Source organism: Nocardia sp. NPDC020380 (assembly GCF_044386975.1).
GTDB lineage: Bacteria > Actinomycetota > Actinomycetes > Mycobacteriales > Mycobacteriaceae > Nocardia.
Genome location: NZ_JBIRVQ010000012.1, coordinates 194,965 through 217,821, shown reverse-complemented (window position 1 = coordinate 217,821; position 22,857 = coordinate 194,965). Strand labels below are relative to the sequence as shown.

Here is a 22,857-nt window from a genome sequence, read left to right as displayed (position 1 = left end):
ATGCCGGTAATCGACAAGAAGGTCCTCGGGAAGTACTTCGAGGCGGTCATCCTGCGCGGCGTGCAGGAGGCACAGCAGGACGGTTCGGCCACCGTCGAGGCGCAGCATCTGCTGCTCGGCGTCGCCGCCCAGGACGGCACCGAACCGCAGCGCATCCTGCGGGCCGCCGGACTCGACCACGACGGGATCCGCGCGGCGCTGGACCGCGAATTCGAGCAGAGCCTCGCCGTCGCCGGTGTCACCGCCAGCATCGCCGATCTGCCTCCGGTCCCCCGCTTCGACCGCAAGCCGGGGCTGGGCGCCACCGGCAAACTCGCGATCGAGCGCATGGCGACCTCGACCACGAAACGTGAACTGCGCCCGCAACATCTGTTGCTGGGGATCCTGCTCGCCGAGGTGGGCACGGTGCCGCGGCTACTGGCCGTCGCGGGGGTCGACCGCACCGAACTCATTGCCGCGGTGCGCGATTCCCTCGACAGCGCCAGATGAGCCGACCGGATTCCTGCGCAGCGGGACGACGGTGAGCCAGGTGGCGCAGCGCCACAGCCATTCGCACGGGCCGTACCTGAAGGTGCGCAGCCAGTACGTGCACAGGATGGCCTGCACGGCCACGAACAGCGCGGTGAAGCCGAAGGTGACCACCGCGTAGTTCCAGGCGCGAATATCGCAGACCGCCGCGAATATCGTTGCCGCGGCGGCCTGGACGAGGAAGTTCGTCAACGCCATCCGGCCCAGCGGCGACAATGCCGCCAGCATCGGACGCCGCATCCCGGTGCGCAGCAGCAGGAGCAGACCGGTCACGTAGACGGTCGAGGTGGCCAGCATGGCGAACTCCTCGACCACGGACCCGAGCACGGTCCCGGAGTCCGGATCGACCGCGTTACCGGCGATCGCCACCGGTAGCGCGATCAGGAACGCCGCGCGAATCTGCTTGCCCCAGCGAGCCGGATCGGCGTGGATCCCGTATTCGACGGCGGTGGCGCCCAGGATCAGCAACCCGGCGGTGATGGCCGGGATCTTCACGAACTGGCCGTCACCCTCGCCCAGGAACGGCAGGGACACCAACAGGAACACGATCCCGGCCACCAGCATGCCGCGGCGCGGCAGATAGGAGATCGGCAGCAGGACAACCAGTCCGAAGCTCGCATAGACCACCAGTTGCAGGTTCCCGTCGAGCAGGAACACCTGGAACACCCCGAAGGCGAGCAGTGCGAGCAGCCGCCGCACCAGTACCAGCCGCGGGCGCGGAACGTGCTCGGCCGCACTGTGCAGCACCAGTCCGAAGCTGAGGCCGAACAGCAGGCAGAAGATCGTCACGAACCGATGCAGGAACAGGTCGTTGTAGAGCGCGGCCTCGATCGAATCGGCCACGGGGTAATCCTTCTTCCCCACGGTCAATCCGAAATTCACCACCGGCAGCCCGCAGAGCGCCAGGCCCCGCACCGCATCGATTTCCGGAATCCGTTTCGCCACACCGCCATTCGAACACCGGCGATCGGTGCGAGGCGTCGGCCCACAGGCGAGATCCCGCCTCCGACCACGGGATGACGTGGCGGGATCCTCAGCCTGCGGTGGGAGCTCCGGGTGGACCCGGGTCTAGCCCTTGGACGGTCGCCGCTGCGGGCGCGGTGCGGTCACGCCGTCGGCGAGGCGGCGCGCGCTCACCAGGAAGGCGGTGTGGCCCTGCATGCGGTGCTCAGGGCGCACGGCCAGCCCGACCACGTGCCAGCCGCGGACCATGGATTCCCAGGCGCGCGGTTCGGTCCAGCACTGCTGGCGGCGCAGCGCCTCGACCACCTCGGAGAGCTGGGTGGTGGTGGCGACGTAGGCCATGAAGACACCGCCCGGGATGAGCGCTTTGGCGACCGCGTCCAGGGCGTCCCACGGCTTGAGCATGTCCAGGATGATCCGGTCGACCTGCTCGCCGGAGTACTCGGCGACGTCGCCGAGGGTGAGTTCCCAGTTCTCGGGGCGTTCGCCGAAGAATCGCTCGACGTTCTTGACCGCGTGCTCGGCGTGGTCCTCGCGGATCTCCCAGGACACGACCTTGCCCTCGGGGCCGACCGCGCGCAGCAGCGAGCAGGTCAGCGCGCCGGAACCGGCGCCGGCCTCCAGCACCTTGGCGCCGGGGAAGATATCGCCCTCGTGCACGATCTGGGCGGCGTCCTTGGGGTAGATGACCGCGGCGCCGCGCGGCATGGACAGCACGTAATCGGTGAGCAGCGGGCGCAGGGCCAGGTACGGGGTGTTCTTCGCGGAGTTGACCACGCAGCCCTCGTCGGAGCCGATGAGGTCGTCGTGGTTGATGTGCCCGGCGTGGGTGTGGAATTCCTTACCCGCCTCCAGGATCACCGTGAACTTGCGCCCCTTGGCGTCGGTCAGCTGTACCCGGTCACCGATCTGGAAAGGCCCGGTCCGTCTGGCCGTCATGGATCTCCGTTCTGTGTAGATAGCGCATCATGCCGAGTGCAGTAGGTGCTGTGACATTGCCGCGTCGAATTCGTGCTCACCTTGTCGGTGCGTGCGTCTAGCCTGCCAGGTATGTCGGTACCCGCGATCACTACCCCGGAGACTGAGGGCTCGGCCCCACGGGGCCCAGCGCTTTCCCCTTCGCGGGCAATCGATTTCAAACAGTGTCCGTTGAAGTACCGGTTGCGGGCCATCGATCGGATTCCGGAGAAGCCCTCGCGGATCGCGGTGCGTGGCACGCTCGTGCACTCGGTGCTCGAGGCATTGTTCGGGCTGCCCGCCGGTGAGCGCGATATGGATCATGCGCTGACCCTGATCGTCCCGGCATGGGAGCGATTGCGCGCCGGGCGGCCCGAGGTCGACGAGCTGATCGCCGCCGCGGACCTGCCCGCCTTCGTGGCCGAGGTGCAGGAGCTGGTCGGGGTGTACTTCCGGCTCGAGGATCCCTCCGGATTCGAACCGGACTCGTGTGAGACCTATATCGAAACCGAACTGGCCGACGGCACTCCGCTGCGCGGCATCGTGGACCGCATCGACCGGACCGACGGTGGCGCGTTGCGGGTCATCGACTACAAGACCGGCCGCGCGCCCGGGGTGGCCTACGAGACCAGGGCGTTGTTCCAGCTGAAGTTCTACGCCCTGGTGCTCATGCGCATGTTCGGGTCGGCGCCGGCCGAGCTACGCCTGATGTACCTGGCTGACGGCACCACCCTGAGCTACGAGCCCGATGCCGAGGAACTGGACCGGTTCGAGCGGATCGTCTCCGCGCTCTGGGCGGCCATCACGACCGCCGCCGAGACCGGAGACTTCCCGCCCAACCGCAGCTGGATGTGCCAGTTCTGCGAATTCAAGGACCTGTGCCCCGAATTCGGCGGCACCCCACCGCCTTTCCCGTCCGGCGAGACCGAATCTCGCCCGTCCGGCGAGACCGAATGTCTCCCGGCCGGTGACTCGGCCTAGAAGGCGCGGCAGGACCGGATGTCGGTGGCCAGGATGGCCTTGGCCCCGAGATCGGCGAGCTGGTCCATGACCTCGTTGCCGTTCTTGCGCGGCACCAGCGCACGCACCGCCACCCAGCCGGGATCGGTGAGCGGGGACACCGTCGGCGACTCCAGGCCCGGGGTGATCTCCACGGCCGCGTCCAGCAGCTCCTTGGGGCAGTCGTAGTCCAGCATCAGGTACTGCTGGGCGAACACCACGCCCTGGATGCGGGCCACGAGCTGGTTGCGGGCCTTGTCGCGGTGATCGGAGCCCTTGGCCTCGATCAGCACACCTTCGGAGTCGCACAGCGTCTCACCGAAGGCGACCAGGTTGTGCTGGCGCAGGGTGCGGCCCGAGCCCACCACATCGGCGATGGCATCGGCCACGCCGAGCTGGATGGAGATCTCGACCGCGCCGTCGAGGCGGATGACCTCGGCCTCGATGCCGCGCCGCTGCAGATCGCTCAGCACCAGGTTCGGGTAGGAGGTGGCGATGCGCTTGTCGTAGAGGTCCTCGACCTTCCAGTCGCGCCCGGCGGGGGCGGCGTAGCGGAAGGTGGAGCGGCCGAAGCCGAGGGAGAGCCGTTCCTGAACGGGCGCACCGGAATCCAGCGCCAGATCGCGGCCGGTGATGCCGAGGTCGAGCTCGCCGGAGCCGACGTAGATGGCAATGTCCTTGGGCCGCAGGAAGTAGAACTCGACCTGGTTGACCGGATCGATGACGCTCAGGTCCCGGGCGTCGGAACGCTTGCGGTAGCCCGCCTCGGACAGGATGGCGACGGCGGATTCGGACAGAGCGCCTTTATTGGGGACGGCGACGCGAAGCATGGGGTGTCCTTTCGGGACGGATGGGAGGACATGAATGACAGGGACGTTCGGATTCGTGCCGTACCGGGGGTACGGCGAGTCGTCGCGTCACAGATGTCGGTAGACGTCCTCGAGCCGCAGTCCGCGGCCCACCATCAGCACCTGCGTCCAGTAGAGGAGCTGGGAGATCTCCTCGGCAAGTTCCTCATCGCTCTGGTACTCGGCGGCGATCCAGACCTCGCCGGCCTCCTCGAGCACCTTCTTGCCCTGCGCATGCACGCCGGCGTCCAAGGCGGCGACGGTGCCGGACCCCTCGGGGCGGTTGGCGGCACGATCCTGCAGCTCGGCGAACAGGGCTTCGAAAGATTTCACGGTGAGCCATTCTCGCAGACGGCCGCATACGGCCCGCAATTCGCCCGGTGTGTACCTGGTTGCCAGGTGAGCGTGCCGCGGGCGCGAGGCCCGCGGCACGGTGGTTCACGCGGTCATTTCACACGGTCAGCAGGTCGGCGAGCTCGGCGACCGCCAGGCGGAGGTTGTCCGCGAACTTGTGCATCTCCCCCGCCACCGACTTGGGTGTGGCGAGGTAGAGGTTCCAGCGGTCGGGCAGCAGCACGTAGGCGATGCCGATGCATTTGGGGCTCGTCGACCCGAAACCGAAGAACCGGATATTGACCGACGGCGCCGAGCTGGTGCTCAGGTAGTCGTCGCGGGAGATGATCCAGCCGGGGCTCGAGTAGAACGCCATCGGCGCGGTGGCCCCCAGCTGTTCGCCGCGGCGGCGCTGGATCCATTCCAGCTCCCACAGATGCTGTTCCGGCGCGTCCCCACGCTGGCATTCCTGCGCGCGCCGCACATGCGCCTCACCGGCCGTGCGCAGCGCCACCAGCTTGCGGTCCCGGTCGACCTCCGGGTTCTCCATGGCCGCAACGAAATCCAGGATCTCGGGGGTCACCACGCGCATGGCCTCGGTGCGCCCGTTGCGGAACTGGCGGGTGGCGATGGATTCGTAGGTGGCCCCGATCAGCCCCTTGCTGCGCTGGTGCGCGAGCTGATAGCTCAACTGCGCGAACGCATCCGGGGAGATACCGAGCTTCTTGATGTGCCCGGTGCCGAAGTCGAACGACACCGTGGTGGTGGCGTTCTCGGCGGCGTACTGGGCGAACGAGGCTGCGGCCGAGGCGATCTCGGTGCGACTCTCGGGGCCGAGGGTGAACTCCACCGGCTCGGTGGCGGGCAGCCCTTGTGGCTGTGCGCCGGCCTGCGCGGCGTGGTCGGCGACGCTCTGCTCGAGCAGGGTGTCGACGAAGGACAGGATGGTGGTGCCGTCGAGCCCGCAGTGCTCGACATTGATGCCGGCCTGCCCGTCGGAGAACACGATGAACGACACCGACTTGTCGAACCAGCGGTTACCGCTGTCACCGTGCAGCAGTTGATCGCAGGCGTGCAGTTCGTTGCGCGGGGCGAAGTCCTCCAGGTTGATGCAGAACAGCGCCGTCTCGATGGTGTCGAAGGCCTCGGCATTGAGCGGGCGCAGCGCGGCGTAGACCGGCGCCCATTCCGCGCGCGCCAGGCTGGTGAGATGCCCGGGTGAGGCATTGGTGGCCGCGCGCCTCGCGCCGGCCTTCATCACCCCGCGCAGTCCGGCGGCGAGGTCCTCGGGGGTGTAGGGGATGCCGCTGGGCCCGACGACATCCATGCGGAACATATTGCCGCGGTAGAACACGATGATGTGCCGGGCCTCGGAGTGCCCGGGCCATTCCGGGCTGTAGGGCACGCGCACGGTGTCCTGCGGCGCGCCCGGAATCCGGGTCTCGGAGAACAGGAACTTGTTCTGCGCCATATTGAGTCGCTGCCCGCGCTGGGTGGCGGGCGGGATCTCTTCGCGGTCCAGGCGCAGCTTGTAGTTGACGGCGGCCGCGGTCAGGGCGGCGGCGCGCTCGGCCTGGTCGGCGGTGGTGGAGCCGGCCAGCACGGTGTCGTCGCGGAAGAGGAAGAAGAAGTTGGCGTTCAACGCGATTCGGTCGCGCCGGCCCAGGTAGCGGGAGGGCCAGAACTCGTCGAGCCAGCTGCCCACGCCGGGTTCGGCGTCGTAGCGTTGCAGGTCGGCGTGCAGGGTGCGGGCCGGACTGTCCGGGCGCAGTAGGTCTTCGACGGTGGCAGCGGTGGCGGCGTATTGGTCCCCGGTCAGCAGTGGCGCGCACCAGTGCAGGAACCGGGTGCAGCTCTCCTCCAGGGTTGGCAGCGGCACGCGGGGCAGCTGCTCGTCATAGGCGAAGGTGCTGTCGCTCAAGGAATGTCCTCGTGGTCGATGGATGGGTCCGGGGCAGCCCGCTCGTGCGCATGTGTGTCCGCCCCCCGGTCACAGTCACAACGCACCATTCTGGTCATCGAACCGCCCGGCGCGCCAGGATTCGCGGGAATCCGACACGCCGGGCGGGAGAAAGCTGTTTTACTGCGCCACAACAGTTTCGGTGCGAGTGCCCGAACCCTCCCCCGGATCAGGCCGTCTGATCCAGCGACTTGAGCAGCAGCGGCACCTCGTCGGCGGCCAGGTAGCAGCCGGTCTGCTCGAAACCGCCGATGGTGTGGGTGCCGTAGTCGCCGTAGCCGATCCGCAGGAAGTCGTCGCCGCTGAGCCCGTGCACGGTCCAGTCGAAGGCGACCCGGGCGCGCGCGACCAGGGTCCGCAAGGCCATCAGGTGGTAGCCGCGGGCCACGAATTGCGCTGGGATGCCGCGCAATCCGATCTTCAGCGGGCGGGCGAGCGCGTCCTTGCCGCCGAGATCGACCACCATGCCCAGGTCCGGATGCTTGTAGGGCTCGAGCTGCTCACCGCGCAGCGTGGCCGCGAGGTTCTTGCCCAGATGCCGGCCCTGGCGCATGGCGTGCTGGGCGGTGGGCGCGCAGATCTTGTCCTCGCCCTCGGCCAGATCCGGGACCGCCGCCGCGTCACCGCACGCCCAGACGCCGGGCTGGCTCGGCACGCTGAGTTCGGCGCAAGCCACGATGCGGCCGTGATCGGTATCCGCGCCCAGGTGCCCGGCCAGCGGGCTGGGGGCCACCCCGGTGGTCCACAGCACCGTGCGGGTGGGGATGAAGCGCCCGTTGGTGAGCGTGACACCGTGCGCGGTGACCTCTTTGGCCGAGGCGCCGGAGATGAGTTCGATGCCGCGTTCGGCGAGGATCTTCTTGCAGTTCGCGCCGAGGCGTTCGCCGAGTTCGGGCATGATCCGGTCGCCGTGGGTGACCAGATGCCACTTCACCATGCTCGATTCGAGTTTGGGGAAGTAGCGTCGCGCCGCGGCCTGGGTGACCTTGTTGAGCACGGCGGTGGTCTCGGTGCCGGCGTAGCCCGCGCCGATGGTGACGAAGTTGAGCCGTTCGCGGTCCTCGTCCTCCTCGCCGCGCACGGCTGCGACATCGAGCTGCCGCAGCACGTGGTCGCGCAGGAACATGGCCTCGGGCAGAGTCTTCATGCCGAAACCGTGCTCGTGCAGGCCGGGCACGTCGAAGGTCTTGGTGATCGATCCCGCGGCCAGCACCAGGTGGTCGTATTCGAGGGCGAGTTCACCGCCCGAGGGCCGGCGCACGATGCACTGCCGCGTATCCGGATCGACGCCGATGGCCATGCCCGGCACCACCTCGGTGCGGCGCAGCACGCGGCGCAGCGAGACCGAGATCGAGCGCGGATTGAGTACTCCGGACGCGACCTGCGGTAGCAGGGGCAGGTAGAGCAACCCGGCGTCGGGCGTGACGAGTTGGACGAATGCCTCTTCCGGTCGCAGATGGCGTTCCAGGTAGCGGGCGCACTCGACACCCGCGAAGCCACCGCCGACGATTACGATCTTCGCTGGTACCACCGTTTCACCGTAACCTTCGTCGGAGCATTTCAGGGGAAACCCAGGTGTGGTTCCCGGATACGTCTGTCTAGACGATGCCTTATCGCCATGCGTCTCGCAGTGTTCATCGGCGCGGCGACGCCCAATGTTTACCGGGCCGCTCAGTGTTCGGTGGCGACGCTGAATTTGGGCCGGGACAGATACAGCTGGGCGTAGAGCCAGCCGTCGGATTCGTGGCCTTCGGGGTCGATCCCATTGGCGGCCAAGGTGTCCAGTACGCGCTGTTGCTCGTCGGCGGAGGCGAAGCGGCGCTGCTGGTGCAGGCCGGGTACGCGTTCGGTGCGGTAGCCCAGTGCGGCCAGGTGCGCGGAGATGGGTTCGAAGCTGTACATGCGCAGCACGAAATGCGCCATCCAGGGCAGTTTTCCGCCGTGTGCGCCCGCGACGCGCAGCAGGGTGCGCTCGGTGATGTAGCCGACGCAGCCGGTGGAGATTACCAGGTCCGCGCGCGCGAGGATGCGGCGCTGGGCCTCGGTGGGGTCGGCGGCTTCCAGGTCGGCGTGCACGGCGCCGTGCAGGAAGCCCGCGGCGCGACCGTAATCCAGGGCCGGGCTCGAGGCGTCCATGCCGAGGAACCGCACGCCCGGTAGCTGGTCGCGGGCGGCGAGCAGTTCGCGGTCGTGGGCGATGAGGTCGGCGGTGCGGGCGTCGGGTTCGCTGAATTCGCGGTAGTGCTCGGCGAGTTCGGCCATGGTCAGGTCCAGGCGCAGCAGGGCCGCGTTCACGCCGTAGGAGCAGCCGATATCGAGCACGGTGGGTGCGGCGATGCCGGTGGCGACACGGTGATCGGCGATGAACCGTTCGAAATGGGGTTTGGCCAATTCCGGTATCCGGTAGTCCAATTCGGACATACGGGCGTAGTAGGCGCGGGGGTCGGGACGCTCGTAGATGTCGTCGAACGAGGCTTTTCCGGTGGTGGTGTGTAACGAAACCGGCACGTGTTGGTTCCCTCTCAGTCGAGCAGTCGATCGCCGCGGACGCCGCCCGCGGCCAGATGGTCCGGTAGGACCCGGCCGAACAACTGCCGGGAACGCTCGGCACTGCCGATCACGCCCCGGATATCGCTGTAGGCGAAGATCGCCGAATGTCGTTGCACGGTCCCGCCGACCGGGGCCACCCGGTGCAGGGAGAAACGGCCCTGGAACAGCTGCAGATCACCCGGACGTAGCTCGAGGCGGCGGATCAGCTGGTCGCCGTGGCCGGTGAGCACGGCGTGCACGTCGTCGAGATGCTCGGCCGTGCGCGAGCGAATATTGGGGCAATACTCGAACACCCCACCGCATTCGGGTTCCTGGGTGAGCATGCTGACAGTGAACTCGTTGGTGTCGAAATGCCAGGGATGCGACATACCGGGCGCGACCACATTGAGGCAGAGGCCCGCCAAAGGGTCGGTGTACTCGTGCAATTCGCTCAAACCGAAGCAATCGGCCACGAAGCGCTGGAACCGGGCATCGGTGTAGAGGCGCTGGATGAGCGCCTCACGCGGGATGAGATCGCGTGCCACGAAGGCGTTTCCGCGGCGCAGTACGATGCGGCCGGGATGATCGGGCGGTAGCTCGGTATCGAGGGGAATGTTGTAGGCATTCACCTGCTGCACGGTGTAATACGCGTGCGGGGCCAGTTCCACGCCCTCGCCACGTAGTGTCGCCAGCTCGCCGGGGCGGATGAAACCGCGTAGGACACAACAACCATCGGCCGCCAGTTCGACCCGCGCCGCCCGCACGGCCGCCGTCCACCGCTCGCTACCCGGTGCGTCGAGCGGATAACGCGCGATATCGACTCCGGGCACGGAAGCTTCCACTCCCCTGCCGTTCGTATCGCACGCGTCGGCCCGACCCCCTGTCCCAACCATGCGGCTCATTCTGTCCATAAAACCGGCCGACACGCCCGGGAAGCTCTCCGATTGTGGATTTTCACAATTCCTGCTAGCGGCAGTTTTCGTGCGGGTGCGGACTGTTAGCTGTACCCGCTCCCGACCGGCATAAACATACATATAACCATCCGGTTACGAATACGGTCGAAGTCCGAATACTTCCTTGCCGAGTGGTTACCCCGGTGCCAGAGTGGATGACGGTTTGGCTCAATTCAACCTCAACGACGAGGAGCTTTGAAATGAGTTACCGACTTTCGGACAAGGCATCATTGGCGAACGCCATGAATTTGCTGAGTCCAGATCCCGTCTATTCTTCGCAGGCGGGAGCGAATATCGAGGAAAATCGTTCTCTGCATATCGTGCTGGTAGCTCCGCCGTACTTCGACATCCCGCCCGCCGGCTACGGCGGCGTCGAGGCCGTCGTCGCGCACCTGGCCGATGAGCTGGTGGATCAGGGCCATCGGGTGACACTGCTCGGCGCAGGTCGCCCGGGCACCCGCGCACGATTCGTCCCGGTATGGGACGAGACGTTGCCCCACCGGCTGGGCGAGCCCTACCCCGAGATCGTCAACGCGATGAAAGCCTGGCGCATCATCGAGGAATTGCACGCCACCGACCCGATCGACATCGTGCACGACCACACATTTGCCGGACCCGGCAATGCGGCCGCCTATCGAATGCTGGGAATCCCGACCGTGGTGACCGTGCACGGGCCGGTAGACGCCGAAATGGACAATTACTACCGATCGCTCGACCGGAGCGTACAGCTGGTCGCCATCAGCGACCGGCAGCGCCGATTGGCGCCGGATCTGAATTGGATCGGCCGCGTCCACAACGCGATTCGCCCCGAAGAATGGCCATTCCGCACCGAAAAGCTCGATTACGCATTGTTCCTGGGCCGCTACGCCCCCTACAAGGGCCCGCACCTGGCCCTGCAGGCCGCGCACGCGGCCGGGCTGCGGCTGATCCTGGCCGGCAAGTGCAACGAGCCGCCGGAGAAGGCCTTCTTCGAGGAGGCCGTGCGCCCGCTGCTCACCGACACCGACGATGTCTTCGGCGAGGCCGACGCGGTCGCCAAGCGGCAATTGCTCGCCGGCGCACGGTGTCTGCTGTTCCCCATCCAATGGGAGGAACCCTTCGGCATCGTCATGATCGAGGCGATGGTCTGCGGCACACCGGTGATCGCGCTGCGCGGCGGCGCGGTCGAGGAAGTGGTGGAACACGGTGTGACAGGCTGGATCTGCGACAGCCCCGAGGAACTTCCCGAGGCCATCGCGCGGGCCGGGGAGATCGATCCCTACGCCTGCCGCCAGCGGGTCGAAGACCTGTTCTCCACCGGCAGCTTCGGCCGCGGCTACGCGGCGGCCTACCACCGGGTGATCGCGAAAGCCGCTGCGCGCGTGCGGCCCGCGACCGCGGTGATCCGGACGAATCGACTCCCGGGTCCGAACGGCGCACGCCGCAGCGGCACCCAGTTGCGGAGCGGCCGTCGATGACCGTCTTCAACGCCGGCCCGCCGACGCCGATCGACGGCGGGACCGGCGTTGTCACGCTGGTCGAGGCGAGCACCTTCTGCCTGTCCGATCAACTGGGCGATATCCATCCGGGCACCGCGCAGGGTCTGTTCTACCGCGATGCCCGAGTGCTCACCCGCTGGGAACTGCGCCTGGACGGGCAACCGCCCGAACAGCTTTCGGTGGTGCTGCGCGATCCGTTCCGAGCGCGGTTCGTGGCGCGCAAGCCGCCGCCGCACGGTGTCGCCGATGCCACGGTGCTGGTGCAGCGCCGCCGCATGATCGGCGAGGGCATGCGCGAGGTCGTCACCGTGCAGAATCTCGGTGACGAGGACACCGCCATGACCGTGACCCTGGATGTCGACGCGGATTTCGCGGATCTGTTCGCGGTCAAGGAGGGCCGGGTGAGCGGTCACGGCTGCGAACTCACCGCCACCGCCGACACCCTGCGCCTGACCGACCGCACCGATCCCGGACGCGAGGTGGCCATTCAGGCCGACGGCGAGCCGGCCATCCAGCCGGGCACGCTGTTGTGGCACATCGTGATTCCGCGCCGGGGCTGCTGGCATACGGTGATCCAGTGCCGGCCGGTGATCGGGCATCGGGCCGCGCCGATGAGTTTCGACGAGGGGGACGAGGACAGTCCGGCCTACAAGATCCGCCGCTGGCGCGCCACCACGACCAGCCTCACCGCCAGCGGCGCGGGATTGAACGCCATATTGCAGCGCACCGAAAGCGATTTGGGCGCACTGCGGCTCGACGATCCCTCCGACGGCACCTCCTATGTGGCCGCGGGTGCGCCGTGGTTCATGGCGCTGTTCGGGCGCGACAGCCTGCTCACCTCGTGGATGGCGTTGGTGCTGGACTCCGACCTGGCCTTGGGGACGCTGCGGCAGCTCGCGAAACTACAAGGCACGCAGGACAATCCGGTAACCGAGGAGGAGCCGGGCCGGATCATGCACGAGCGGCGCTACGGTCCGGGCAGTGATCGGGTGCTGGGCGGTTCGGTCTATTACGGCACCGTGGACGCCACCCCGCTGTTCGTCATGTTGCTGGCCGAATGCCGGCGCTGGGGAGTGGACGCCACGGCGCTCGCGGCCCTGCTGCCCGCCGCCGATGCCGCGCTCGCCTGGATCGACGACTACGGCGACAGTGACGGCGACGGGTTCGTCGAGTACCGGCGCAAAACCGATCGCGGACTTGCCAATCAGGGCTGGAAGGACAGCTGGGACGCGATCGCTTTCGCCGACGGGCGCCTGGCCGAACCGCCGATCGCGCTGTGCGAGGTGCAGGGCTATGTCCATGCGGCGTGGCTGGGGCGCGCCGAACTCGCGGAGTCCGCCGGTGATACCGCGACCGCGGCGCGACTGCGCGCGCAGGCCGAGGCGCTGCGAGCGCGCTTCGACGAGGCGTTCTGGATACCGCGGCACGGCTGTTACGCGCTCGCCCTGGACGGGTCCAAGCGGCAGGTCGATGCCGTCGCCAGCAATAACGGCCACTGCCTGTGGACCGGCATCGTGCCGGACGAGCGGGCCGAGGAGCTCATCGCCCGGCTCGGCGCCGCCGATCTCGACAGCGGATTCGGCCTGCGCACCCTGTCATCGACCGTGCGGCGGTTCAATCCGATGGGCTACCACACCGGTTCGGTGTGGCCGCACGATACGGCGATCACGGTCGCGGGACTGCTGCGCTACGCCCATGTTCCCGGCGCCACCGAGCTGGCCGAGCGGCTGGCCGGCGGACTGCTGGAGGCGATCCTCGAATTCGGGGCGCGCCCACCGGAGTTGTTCTGCGGTTTCGGCCGCGCCGAGCTGCATATGCCGGTGCCGTATCCGACGTCGTGCTCGCCGCAGGCCTGGGCGAGTGCGGCGCCGCTGCTGCTCATGCGGTCCTTCCTCGGCCTGCTGCCCGATGTGCCGGCACGCACGCTCACCATCGCGCCGCGGCTACCCGAGCGCGCGGGCACGGTCCGGCTCACCGATCTGCGGCTGGGCCCGGCGACGGTCACCATCGAAGCGAGCGGGCGTGAGGCCTCGATCCAGGGGCTGCCCGCGGAGTGGCAACTGAACCGGCTGTGAGCCCGCCGGTGTGCGCTCGTTCGCGCGCACACCGGTAAACACGTTCGCGCGGACGTTGATAACCTTTGCGCCACAGGGTCATTCACCGTGGTTGACACCTCTCTCGAACCGGGTACACCGGTAGTGAGAGGACCGCAGCATGGGGACCAACGGATCCTGGGACACCATCACCGGCGCATTGCATCGCGTTTCCGGGCCGGGGAAGCGCGGCGGCGACTGGATGACCTTCCTGTGCCCGGTGCACGAGGCCGACGGCCGGCATCACCATCCCTCCCTCGGCGTGGTCTACAACCGGCAGCGGCAGCGCACCATCGTCAAATGCTTCGCCGGCTGCTCCGACGAGGAAGTGCTCGAACGCCTCGGCCTGCATATCCGTGACCTGTTCGACGGCCCGCCACCCGATCGCACCGGCCCGCGCCGGACCGGGCCGGCACCCGAGCTCGCGGTGGCCGATCGGGCCTTGCTCGCGGCGGGACTGCCGTTGTCGGTGCACAAACCCGATCCCGGCCCGCAGCTGGGCCGCCCGCGCCGGGTCGCCGCCTACATCTATCGCCTCGCCGACGGTACGCCCGCCGGGCGGGTCATCCGGGTGCGTACGCTGTATCGGCGCGGTCACGTGAAATCCTTCTGGCAGCAGCGCCGGACCGAATACGGCTGGGAATCAGGTGGTTTCGCGCCGCTGCCGTTCCATCTGCCCGAGGTGATCTCCGCGGTGCGCGCCGGGCGCGAAATCTACATCTGCGAGGGCGAATCCGATGTCCTCACCGCCACCCGCGCGGGCCTGACCGCCACCTGCAATGCGGGCGGCGCACAGGGCTGGCGGCGCGAGCACGCGGACTGGCTCGACTGCGCCCCGCGGGTGTGGATCGTCGCCGACCGGGATGCCCCGGGTTATCGGCATGCCGCCAAAGTCGCTGCGACGCTGAGTGATCGGGTCGGCGAGATCCGCATCGTGCAGGCCCGCGACGGCAAGGATCTCACCGATCACTGCAATGCGGGCCACGATATCTCCGACCTGGAACCCGTGCCGGTGCTCGACGAGCATTTCCGCCGCGCTTCGGCCTAGTGGGTGCCGGGTACCACCGTGCCGGATTCGTAGGCGAATACGACGAGCTGGGCGCGGTCGCGGGCCTCGAGTTTGGTGAGCAGGCGGCCCACGTGGGTCTTGACCGTGGCGATGCTGACGTAGAGCACGGCGGCGATCTCGGCATTGGAGCGACCGGCGGCGATGTGGCCGAGCACTTCTCGCTCCCGATCGGTCAGCGCGCTCAGGGCGTCCGCGCGCGGGGCGGGGGCGGCGGGGCGGCGGGCGAAGGCGTTGATCATGCGGCGGGTGATGCTCGGGGTCAGCAGGGCGTCACCGTGGGCGACGACCCGGATCGCGTGCAGGAGTTGTTCGGGCGGTGAGTCTTTGAGGATGAAGCCGCCCGCGCCGTTGCGCAGGGCGCGGAAGACGTGTTCGTCCTGGTCGAAGGTGGTCACGATCAGCACATGCGGCCCGCTGCCGGGCAGGTCGCCGTCGGCGGTCGTCTTCCGGCTGTCGGCGGCGATGTGCTGCATGGCTTCCAGGCCGTCCATGACCGGCATACGGATGTCCATCAGCACCACATCGGGGCGCAGCTGGCGGGTGAGCCGCACCGCTTCGCCGCCGGTGCCGGCCTCGCCGACGACGGTGAGGTCGGGTGCGGAGTCGACCAGGATGCGGAATCCGGCCCGTACCAGCGCTTCGTCGTCGGCGATCAGGACGCGGATCGGGTCGGCGGGTGCGTGGTCAGGCATGGTCCTCCTCGGTGATGGGGAAGGTGGCGGTCACGGCGAATCCGCCGGTAGCGCGCGGGCCGGCCGCGAATCGGCCGCCGAACAACGAGACTCGCTCCCGCATGCCCGCCAGGCCGAGACCCGATCCGCTGGTATCGATCTCGGCGGGCGGGCCGTCCGGGGATCCGTCGTCGGTGATGACGGCGGTCAATTCCGCCGGGGCATGGCGGATCTCGACGCGGGCGTGTTCGGTGTGCGCGTGTTTGACCACATTGGTCAGGGCCTCCTGCACGATGCGGTACACCGTGGTCTGCAACAGCGCCGGATACTCCCCCGGCACCCCGATCACCTGATATTCCACCACGAGTCCATCGTGGCGCAGCCCGTCGACGAGCCCGGCCACCTCGGCCAGTCCCGGCTCGGCGAGCTCATCGTTCCACCCGGGTTCGCGGAATTGCGTCAGCACGCCGCGCAGTTCGCGCAGCGCCGAGCGGCTGGCGGTCTCGATGGTGGTCAGCGCCCGGTGGGCTTCTTCCGGGTTCTCGTCGATCAGCAGCCTGGCCACCCCGGATCGCACGGCCACCATGCTCAGCGTGTGCGAGATCAGATCGTGCACATCGCGCGACACCCGCAATCGTTCCTCGGCCCGGATGCGCCGCTCGGTCTCGGCCGCGTGCTGGCGCTCCTGCTCGGCCAGACTCCGCTGATACTCCCGCCGCGTCCGGAACATATCCCCCAGCAGCCAGGCCGGCGCCGCGATCAGCGGTTGCACGAAATCCTGATCCTGATCCGAATACGCATGGAACGCATACGATCCCGCCGCGCACAATGCCACGAGCGCGATCCCGGTGGCGATCAAGGATTCCCGCCGCGGCCGCCGATCCGCCAGCGTGAGCACCGCGACCGCGATCACCGGCCCGGTATTGCTCACCCACGGCGTGAACCGCACATCGGCCAGCGAGGCCGCGCACAACACCACCGTCACCGCGACGAGCACCGCCAGCGGCCACCGCCGCCGCACCACCAGCGGCGCCGCGGCCGCGACCCCGAATCCCGCGATCTCCGCCGTGGACCCGATCCCGCGCGTCATCCCGACCAGCAGCGGCCCGGTGAACAGCACGAAGCATCCGACCGCGATCGCGATATCGATCGCGTCGGGCCCGATCGAGTCCTCCCGATGCCGGACCATCCACCGCTCATGCCACGGCGGTTCCGGCCGCGCGGCCGCGCTCCACCCGTCCGGGGCAGCCGAGAGTACTGAGGTAGACGACATAGACCGACGGTAATCGCCGCTCCGCCGCCCGCGCATCGGACCACGGGCCAGCCGCCGCGTCATCCCCAGGTCTGACCCGCCCCGAACCTCCGCCCGCAGACCAAGCCCACGTCCCGGCCCCAGGATGACGACTCGGCACCCACCCGCCCGCCAAGGTTGACGACATGAATCCACAAGGCGCCGAACGCACCTCGCCCCAACCTCATCCCACCCACCGACCCGCATCGCACACCACGGTCCAGTCGCGCCTGTCCCGCCCACTGACGGCGCTCGCCGCGTTCTCCGTCACAACGGGCGTCATAGTCGGCGGCATCCAATACGCCATGCGCTCCCCCCAGCGGGAAGCGCACGTCGCAGGCACCGCCGCTTGGTGGCAACACCTCATCGTCCTACTGCTCGCGATCGCGATCATCATCGTGCTGGCCCGCCGCGGTTTCCGCCCGGCCGACCTGCTGACCCCACTGACTTCCCAAGCCGCACAACGCCTCCGCACCACAGCGAAGGCCGCCACCCACCACCCCGGCCCCGCCCTCCGCCTCCTTCTGTCCTTCCTGCCGCTGCTGATCCTGGTCTACCTGCCGTGGCGCATGGGCGAACAAATCCTGGGCGGCCTCGACCCCAACTTCACCGCCAACGCCTGGGGCGGCCCGGGCTACTTCGGCGCGATGGCGTGCCATTACATGGACTGTGCACTGCTGATGGGCGTATCGGCCGGGCTGCTGCACCTCCTGCTGCTCCCGGCCACCGCCCCTGCCGAGCGCTGACTACTGCGGGCTGTACCCGTGATAGTGGTCCGGTCCTTCGTCGTCGCTGATGTGCCCGCCGCCGGCGCCGCCCTTACCCCCGCCTCCGCCTTTGCTGCCGTGCGGTTCGTTCCCCCAGGTGTCGGCGTCGCCCGGGTCTTGGCTGCACGGGCATTTGGATTCGCTGCTGTTGTCGACGGTCGTGCCGGTACTGCCGTGGTTGTGGTGGCTGTACCCGGGGTCGACCGCGCGATTGTGACTGTCGGCGTGGGCGAGCGGCGCGGCGAGCACTATCGCTCCTGCCGCCAGGAAAGCGATACGTATCGCACGTTCGAGCATTGGTCCGGCCTTTCTCGATGCGCGCAGTGCCCAAGTGGCGCTGCGTGTTTCGATCCTGGCGGGTGGGCGATAATTTTCTGATCCACGAACCCGTCAAGTTGACGGTTTCCTGATGCGGCGGTCTCCGGCTGTTTACACCTTTGTCCCGACCGCGCGCTGGTATCGGGCGATCAGTGTGTGCAGTGCCTCGACCAGTTCGGGGGCGTCGATGATTTCGAAGTCGGCGTCGAGCAGGCCGAGATAGAGGGCGAGCATGCGGGGGTCGTCGGAGCCGGGTTCGAAGGCGCAGGTGGTGTCGGACAAGGGTTCTACGTCGACCGAGATGGGGATCTTGGCGCGGACGTGGGCGGCGCTGGCGTGCACGATGATTCGGGCGCGGAAGCGCCAGGTGGCCTCGCCTACACCGCGTTCGACGCGGGTGGCGATGTCGGCGTCGGGGGGTAGGGGGCGGGGGGTGAAGCGGGGGCCGGTGGGGGTGCGAGGGTCCATGCGGTCGACGCGGAAGGTGCGCCAGTCGTCGCGGTCGAGGTCCCAGGCGAGGAGGTACCAGCGTTGGACGTGGCTGACCAGGCGGTACGGTTCGACCGTTCGGCGGCCGGGGGTGCCGGAGTGGGTGCGGTAGTCGAAGCGCAGGCGTTCGTGGTCGCGGCAGGCGGCGCCGATGGCGGTGAGCACGTCGGGGTCGACGCGGGGGCCGCGGGCGGGGATCGGCATGGCGTGCTGGAAGGCGCTCACCCGGTGCCGCAGGCGCGAGGGCAGGATCTGCTGGAGTTTGGTCAGGGCACGTACCGCTGTTTCCTCGATGCCGGCGACGGAACCGCTTGCGGCCGTGCGTAGTCCGATGGCCACGGCGACGGCTTCGTCGTCGTCGAGCAGCAGCGGGGGCAGCGCGCCGCCGACGCCGAGCCGATAGCCGCCGTCCACGCCCGGGCGCGCTTCGACCGGGTAACCGAGTTCACGCAAGCGGTCCACGTCATTGCGGATGGTGCGGGTGGTGACGTGCAGGCGTGCAGCGAGTTCCGGGCCGGTCCAGTCACGCCGGGACTGCATGAGGGACAGCAGTCGCAGCAGTCGCGCGGAGGTCTCCAACATTTCTCGATCGTAGTTCGCAATCGCGGAACGAACCTTTCCGCAATGGTTCATAACCTTGGTTCATGAGCAAAGAGATCCGCCCCTTCCGCATCGAGATTCCGCAGTCCGACCTGGATTACCTGCACGATCGCCTGGCCCATGCGCGTTGGGCCGCTCAGATCCCCGGCACCGGCGCGGAGCGCGGCATCACCGCCGCGCGGTTGCGGGAGCTGGCCGAGTACTGGCGCACCGAATACGATTGGCGCGCACAGGAAGCCGCGCTCAATGCCTTCCCGCAGTTCACGACCGAGATCGACGGTCAGACCATCCATTTCCTGCATGTGCGTTCCGAGCGCCCGGATGCGCAGCCGCTGCTGCTGACCCACGGTTTCCCGAGTTCGGTGGCCGAGTTCAGCAGTCTCATCCCGCTGCTCACCGATCCGGCCGAGGGTCAGGCCTTCCATGTCATCGCCCCGTCGCTGCCCGGGTATGCGTTCTCGACCCCGTTGAGCGCGGCGGGTTGGTCGATGGGCCGGACCGCGCGGGCCTGGATCGAGCTCATGGCCCGGCTCGGCTACGACCGCTACGGCGTGCACGGCGGGGATGTGGGCAGTGGTGTGTCGGGCATGGTGGCCGGTTTCGATGGCGGGCATGTGACGGGTGTGCATGTGGTGACCGATCCGCAGACCGCCTCGAATGTGGCGACCTTCCTGCCCGGTCTGGCCGACAGCCTGGATCCGAACGACCCGGTGGACAAGCTGATTCTGACCCGGATGGACGAATTCCGCCGGGACGGTTCGGGTTACCTCGCCATCCAGAACAGCCGCCCGCAGACCATCGGTTACGGTCTGACCGATTCGCCGCTGCTGCAATTGGCGTGGATCGCCGAGAAGTTCGAGAACTGGACCGATCTGCCGATCGATCTCGATCAGCTGCTCACCACGGTGTCGCTGTTCTGGTTCACCGGTGCGGGGGCCAGTGCCGCACACACGCTCTACGAGCAGGCCCATTCCACCGATTGGGGTGCACCGGCGGCGGTGCCGCAGGGTTTCGCGGTCTTCGGCGCGGATGAGACTGTGCGCCGGGTGGTTCCGGCTCCGGCCGATGCGCATTGGACCGAATTCGCGCGCGGGCGGCACTTCCCGGCCATGGAGGATCCGGTGAATCTGGCCGGAGATCTGCGGGCCTTCTTCGGGCCGTTGCGCTAGCCGCGCGTCCCGGATCGCCGATCGGCGCCCGTTTCCCGCTGCGGCGGGAGGCGGGCGTCGAGTTCGGCAATGAGCCGTTTGGGCGCGACCATGCGGTAGGCGTCCTCGACGATCTCGGCGATCTCCGCCCAGTCGACGTCGACGTCGAGATACACGCCGAGCCAGCCGCGATGCCCGACATAGGGCGGCCGGAAGAACCGTGCGGGCTCGGCCGCGACCAATTCCTCCTGCACGCCCGCGGGCGCGGCGCACCAAAACCCGTAGCGGTCGTCGTGGTGATGGTCGGACAGCATGACGAACGTCTTCTTGTCGCGCACGAACCAGGTCGGCTCGCCGTGACTGAGGCGTTCGGTCACCTCCGGCAGCGCGGTACACAGTGCGCGCAGCGAGGCCGGCGGATCACCCATGATTCGCAGGCTAGTCCGCACCGGCGGCGCGGGCTTGGACGAATGGGAAAGCTCAGCTGGCGCGGGCGGCGCGCAGACCCGATAGCTCGGTGTGGGTCAGCCCGATGAGGCTGTCGCGGAAGACCCGCCCCGGTCCCTCGGGCACCGCGATCTCGCACGGCACCACCAGCAGCGTGCAGCCGGCGGCCTCGGCGGCCAGCGATCCGGTGGGTGAATCCTCGATGGCGACCGCGTGTTCGGGTGCGACGCCGAGCAGTTCGGCGGCGCGCAGGTAGAGATCGGGTGCGGGTTTACCGTGTTCGACCTCGTCGGCGCAGACCGTGGCGTGGAAGTTGTCGCGGCCCAAGGTGTTCAGCGCCAACTCCGTCAGCGACCGCTTGGTATTGGTGACCAGCGCCATCGGCACCCCCGCCGCGCGCAGCCCCGCCAGCACATCCTGGGCGCCCGGCCGCCACGGAATCGGCCCGTGGAACAGTTCGGTGACCCGCTCCTCGATCCAGTCCGCGGCCGCGGTGGTGGCCTGCGGGGTCGCCTCGACGCCCAGCCCCGCGAACAGGATTCGCATGGCATTGGGTCCCGACGCCCCGATCAGCGCGTGCCGGATGGCATCGGTCAGCTCGTGCCCCATCTCGGCCGCGAGCTCCCGCAATGCCATATCCCAGAGCTTCTCCGAGTCGAGCAGCGTGCCGTCCATGTCCCACAACACCGCATCCAACCGCGCCACCGCGCCGCCACTCCTTCCGCACCCCGACATCCGGGGCCATATCCAGCGAGAACCGCCGCCCAGCCTATCGGTGCCCACCGACACCGCCCGAGGCCGGGCAGCAGCAGCTCGCCGCGCTCAGTGCCGGAAGGCCGCGTGCAAGGCGTCGAGCTCGTCGAGCGCGCGCGGCGCGCCGGTCGAGGAGGCGGGACTGCCGAAGTGCCGCACCAGCGGCGCCGCGCTCTCGTATCGCGCCCAGCCGGGATCACCGTGCACCGCGAAATCGACCCAGGCCCGGTGCATTTCATCGGCCAGCGGCTGCGGCGGGTTGGGTCCGGTCAGCGTCTTGCCGAGGGCGAGTGTGTCGAAGACGAACGGAATCTCGAGGGCATGACACGAGCCGATCCCGTCGATGCCACTGGGCCAGCCGAATTCGTAGACGTGGCAGGCGGTACCCGCCGAGGAGACGATATCGGCGATCCGCATGGTGTCGGTCCGGAAGGCCACATCGGTGATGATCGCGCTGTAGATATCTCCCGGCGTGGCATCGGGCCGTGCGGCGAAGTAGATCTTCGCCACGTCCGGATCGATCCCGCTGCGTGCCAGCAATGCCGAGAGCGCAGTGGCGGCCATGGCGGCGGCCAGTCCCGCGGGGACGGTGAAGAACCGGAATTCCTCGGAGGTATTGCCGATCAGCAACGGCCGGATGCGTTCCGGCCGTGCCACCAGGGTGTCCGCCTGCGGACCGGGCAGTACTTCGCCGTCGGCCACCGGGAACAGGCTCATGACGCCGAGCCCGCTGGCGATCACCGACGCACCCCAGCGTTGCGGATCGGGTTCGAGGGTCAGGGCCAGGCCGATCGCGTCCTGTGCGGACTGCAACCGCGACGGCTCGACCGCCGCGAATTCCGCTGCCGTCGCACCGATCCCGAGAAACTCCGCGATGGCGGCGGTCACCTGGGCGGCATCCGCCGGATCGGCCACCGCGGAACCGTTGCCGCTCTGCATGATCGCGCGCTCGAACAGTCCGGCCGAGAGCGGGGAGGCCAGCAGGCTCCCCACGCTCATGGCGCCCGCGGATTCACCGAAGATCGTGACGCGGCCCGGATCTCCGCCGAAGGCGGCGATATTGTCCTGCACCCACTGCAGTGCCAGCAGCTGATCATGCAGGCCGCGGTTCATGGGCGCGTCGGGCAGCACCGCGAATCCCGAGATGCCGAGCCGGTAGTTGATCGAGACCAGCACCACCCCGTCGCGGGCGAAGGCGCTGCCCTCGTACAGCGGCAGCGAATTCGCGCCCCGGGTGAACGCGCCGCCGTGGATCCACACCATGACCGGCAGCCCGGAGCCGCCCGGATCCGGTGTCCACACATTGAGATTCAGGTAATCGTCACCGATGACCGGCGACTCGCCCAGTAGTGCCCGGATCGGACCCGGATACGGCGATTGGACGCAGGCGGGCCCGAGGTGCTGTGCCGGGCGCACCCCGTCCCAGCTCGGCGCGGGCCGGGGCAGTTCGAAGCGCGCCGCGCCGATGGCGGGTGCCGCATAAGGGATTCCGAGAAACGCGCTGATTCCCGCTTCGGTGCGCCCGCGAATCCTGCCGCCGCGCACGGTCACTTCCGGTTCTGTCTCACTCACCACGCCACCACCGCATGCATCATCGGCCTGCTCTCCTCTCCCCGCCGATCGATCGGCGGGCCGTGATCAGAGTCACAGGCGGGGCGGGCGG

At 68.4% G+C, this 22,857-nt stretch carries 22 protein-coding genes; 7 read left to right on the top strand and 15 right to left on the bottom strand.

All coding sequences use genetic code 11. The features are described from left to right. The gene (locus ACH438_RS31690; RefSeq protein ID WP_397011887.1) at positions 1–489 is read left to right on the top strand and encodes a Clp protease N-terminal domain-containing protein; all 489 of its coding nucleotides are present in this window, start codon (positions 1–3) and stop codon (positions 487–489) included. Here the strand turns inward: ACH438_RS31690 and ACH438_RS31685 are convergent. Together ACH438_RS31685 and ACH438_RS31680 are read right to left on the bottom strand one after the other, a co-directional pair. Next, positions 415–1,473 (bottom strand): DUF418 domain-containing protein, encoded by a 1,059-nt coding sequence (locus ACH438_RS31685; protein ID WP_397011885.1) that lies wholly within the window; start codon positions 1,471–1,473, stop codon positions 415–417. The two genes, ACH438_RS31690 and ACH438_RS31685, sit on opposite strands and share 75 nt — an antisense overlap. Before the next feature lie 123 nt (positions 1,474–1,596). After that, positions 1,597–2,430: a tRNA (adenine-N1)-methyltransferase gene (locus ACH438_RS31680; RefSeq protein WP_397011883.1), complete on the bottom strand. Its 834-nt coding sequence runs from the start codon at positions 2,428–2,430 to the stop codon at positions 1,597–1,599. 111 nt (positions 2,431–2,541) lie between these two features. On the opposite strand from ACH438_RS31680, the gene ACH438_RS31675 reads away from it, so the two are divergent. Continuing rightward, positions 2,542–3,429: a RecB family exonuclease gene (locus ACH438_RS31675; RefSeq protein ID WP_397011881.1), complete on the top strand. Its 888-nt coding sequence runs from the start codon at positions 2,542–2,544 to the stop codon at positions 3,427–3,429. On the opposite strand, the gene hisG is transcribed toward ACH438_RS31675, so the two are convergent. From hisG to ACH438_RS31645, 6 genes are all read right to left on the bottom strand, one after another. After that, positions 3,426–4,277: an ATP phosphoribosyltransferase gene (hisG, locus tag ACH438_RS31670; protein WP_397011879.1), complete on the bottom strand. Its 852-nt coding sequence runs from the start codon at positions 4,275–4,277 to the stop codon at positions 3,426–3,428. The genes ACH438_RS31675 and hisG overlap by 4 nt on opposite strands. A gap of 87 nt (positions 4,278–4,364) precedes the next feature. After that, entirely contained in the window at positions 4,365–4,628 is a 264-nt protein-coding gene (locus ACH438_RS31665; protein ID WP_397011877.1) for a phosphoribosyl-ATP diphosphatase, read from the bottom strand. Between the two features lie 118 nt (positions 4,629–4,746). Then, complete coding sequence (locus ACH438_RS31660) at positions 4,747–6,549, bottom strand: choline/carnitine O-acyltransferase (protein ID WP_397011875.1); 1,803 nt, start codon at positions 6,547–6,549, stop codon at positions 4,747–4,749. 208 nt (positions 6,550–6,757) lie between these two features. Next, positions 6,758–8,119, bottom strand: a complete 1,362-nt coding sequence (locus ACH438_RS31655; RefSeq protein ID WP_397011873.1) for an NAD(P)/FAD-dependent oxidoreductase — start codon at positions 8,117–8,119, stop codon at positions 6,758–6,760. Positions 8,120–8,259: 140 nt separating this feature from the next. Next, the gene (locus tag ACH438_RS31650) at positions 8,260–9,096 is read right to left on the bottom strand and encodes a class I SAM-dependent methyltransferase (RefSeq protein ID WP_397011871.1); all 837 of its coding nucleotides are present in this window, start codon (positions 9,094–9,096) and stop codon (positions 8,260–8,262) included. Positions 9,097–9,110: 14 nt separating this feature from the next. Beyond that, positions 9,111–9,947 carry an arpA protein gene (locus tag ACH438_RS31645; protein WP_397011869.1) on the bottom strand — a complete coding sequence of 279 codons (837 nt, stop codon included), beginning with the start codon at positions 9,945–9,947 and terminating at the stop codon, positions 9,111–9,113. Between the two features lie 365 nt (positions 9,948–10,312). Here ACH438_RS31645 and ACH438_RS31640 point away from each other — a divergent pair, with 365 nt between their 5' ends. The 3 genes from ACH438_RS31640 to ACH438_RS31630 all read left to right on the top strand — a co-directional run bounded on the left by ACH438_RS31640 (position 10,313) and on the right by ACH438_RS31630 (position 14,689). After that, positions 10,313–11,527, top strand: a complete 1,215-nt coding sequence (locus ACH438_RS31640) for a glycosyltransferase family 4 protein (protein ID WP_397012113.1) — start codon at positions 10,313–10,315, stop codon at positions 11,525–11,527. Next, positions 11,524–13,623: a glycogen debranching N-terminal domain-containing protein gene (locus ACH438_RS31635; protein WP_397011867.1), complete on the top strand. Its 2,100-nt coding sequence runs from the start codon at positions 11,524–11,526 to the stop codon at positions 13,621–13,623. Before ACH438_RS31640 ends, ACH438_RS31635 begins: the two co-directional genes overlap by 4 nt. Positions 13,624–13,762: 139 nt before the next feature. Next, positions 13,763–14,689, top strand: a complete 927-nt coding sequence (locus ACH438_RS31630) for a toprim domain-containing protein (RefSeq protein ID WP_397011865.1) — start codon at positions 13,763–13,765, stop codon at positions 14,687–14,689. On the opposite strand, the gene ACH438_RS31625 is transcribed toward ACH438_RS31630, so the two are convergent. Together ACH438_RS31625 and ACH438_RS31620 are read right to left on the bottom strand one after the other, a co-directional pair. Further along, positions 14,686–15,402, bottom strand: a complete 717-nt coding sequence (locus ACH438_RS31625) for a response regulator (RefSeq protein ID WP_397011863.1) — start codon at positions 15,400–15,402, stop codon at positions 14,686–14,688. The two genes, ACH438_RS31630 and ACH438_RS31625, sit on opposite strands and share 4 nt — an antisense overlap. Beyond that, entirely contained in the window at positions 15,395–16,654 is a 1,260-nt protein-coding gene (locus ACH438_RS31620; protein ID WP_397011861.1) for a sensor histidine kinase, read from the bottom strand. Before ACH438_RS31620 ends, ACH438_RS31625 begins: the two co-directional genes overlap by 8 nt. A gap of 164 nt (positions 16,655–16,818) precedes the next feature. Between ACH438_RS31620 and ACH438_RS31615 the strand changes: the two genes are divergently transcribed. Continuing rightward, positions 16,819–17,418 (top strand): hypothetical protein, encoded by a 600-nt coding sequence (locus ACH438_RS31615; RefSeq protein ID WP_397011859.1) that lies wholly within the window; start codon positions 16,819–16,821, stop codon positions 17,416–17,418. Here ACH438_RS31615 and ACH438_RS31610 read toward each other — a convergent pair whose 3' ends face one another. Then, positions 17,419–17,736: a hypothetical protein gene (locus ACH438_RS31610; protein WP_397011857.1), complete on the bottom strand. Its 318-nt coding sequence runs from the start codon at positions 17,734–17,736 to the stop codon at positions 17,419–17,421. 132 nt (positions 17,737–17,868) lie between these two features. Next, positions 17,869–18,828 (bottom strand): helix-turn-helix transcriptional regulator, encoded by a 960-nt coding sequence (locus tag ACH438_RS31605; protein ID WP_397011855.1) that lies wholly within the window; start codon positions 18,826–18,828, stop codon positions 17,869–17,871. Between the two features lie 62 nt (positions 18,829–18,890). Here ACH438_RS31605 and ACH438_RS31600 point away from each other — a divergent pair, with 62 nt between their 5' ends. Further along, positions 18,891–20,015 carry an epoxide hydrolase family protein gene (locus ACH438_RS31600; protein WP_397011853.1) on the top strand — a complete coding sequence of 375 codons (1,125 nt, stop codon included), beginning with the start codon at positions 18,891–18,893 and terminating at the stop codon, positions 20,013–20,015. Here ACH438_RS31600 and ACH438_RS31595 read toward each other — a convergent pair. The 3 genes from ACH438_RS31595 to ACH438_RS31585 all read right to left on the bottom strand — a co-directional run bounded on the left by ACH438_RS31595 (position 20,012) and on the right by ACH438_RS31585 (position 22,766). Next, positions 20,012–20,422 carry an MmcQ/YjbR family DNA-binding protein gene (locus ACH438_RS31595; RefSeq protein ID WP_397011851.1) on the bottom strand — a complete coding sequence of 137 codons (411 nt, stop codon included), beginning with the start codon at positions 20,420–20,422 and terminating at the stop codon, positions 20,012–20,014. The genes ACH438_RS31600 and ACH438_RS31595 overlap by 4 nt on opposite strands. A 52-nt stretch (positions 20,423–20,474) precedes the next feature. Then, positions 20,475–21,146, bottom strand: a complete 672-nt coding sequence (locus ACH438_RS31590) for an HAD family hydrolase (protein WP_397011849.1) — start codon at positions 21,144–21,146, stop codon at positions 20,475–20,477. Between the two features lie 117 nt (positions 21,147–21,263). Continuing rightward, on the bottom strand, positions 21,264–22,766 hold the full coding sequence (locus tag ACH438_RS31585; RefSeq protein WP_397011847.1) for a carboxylesterase/lipase family protein: 1,503 nt from the start codon (positions 22,764–22,766) through the stop codon (positions 21,264–21,266). Between the last annotated feature and the right edge of the window lie 91 nt (positions 22,767–22,857).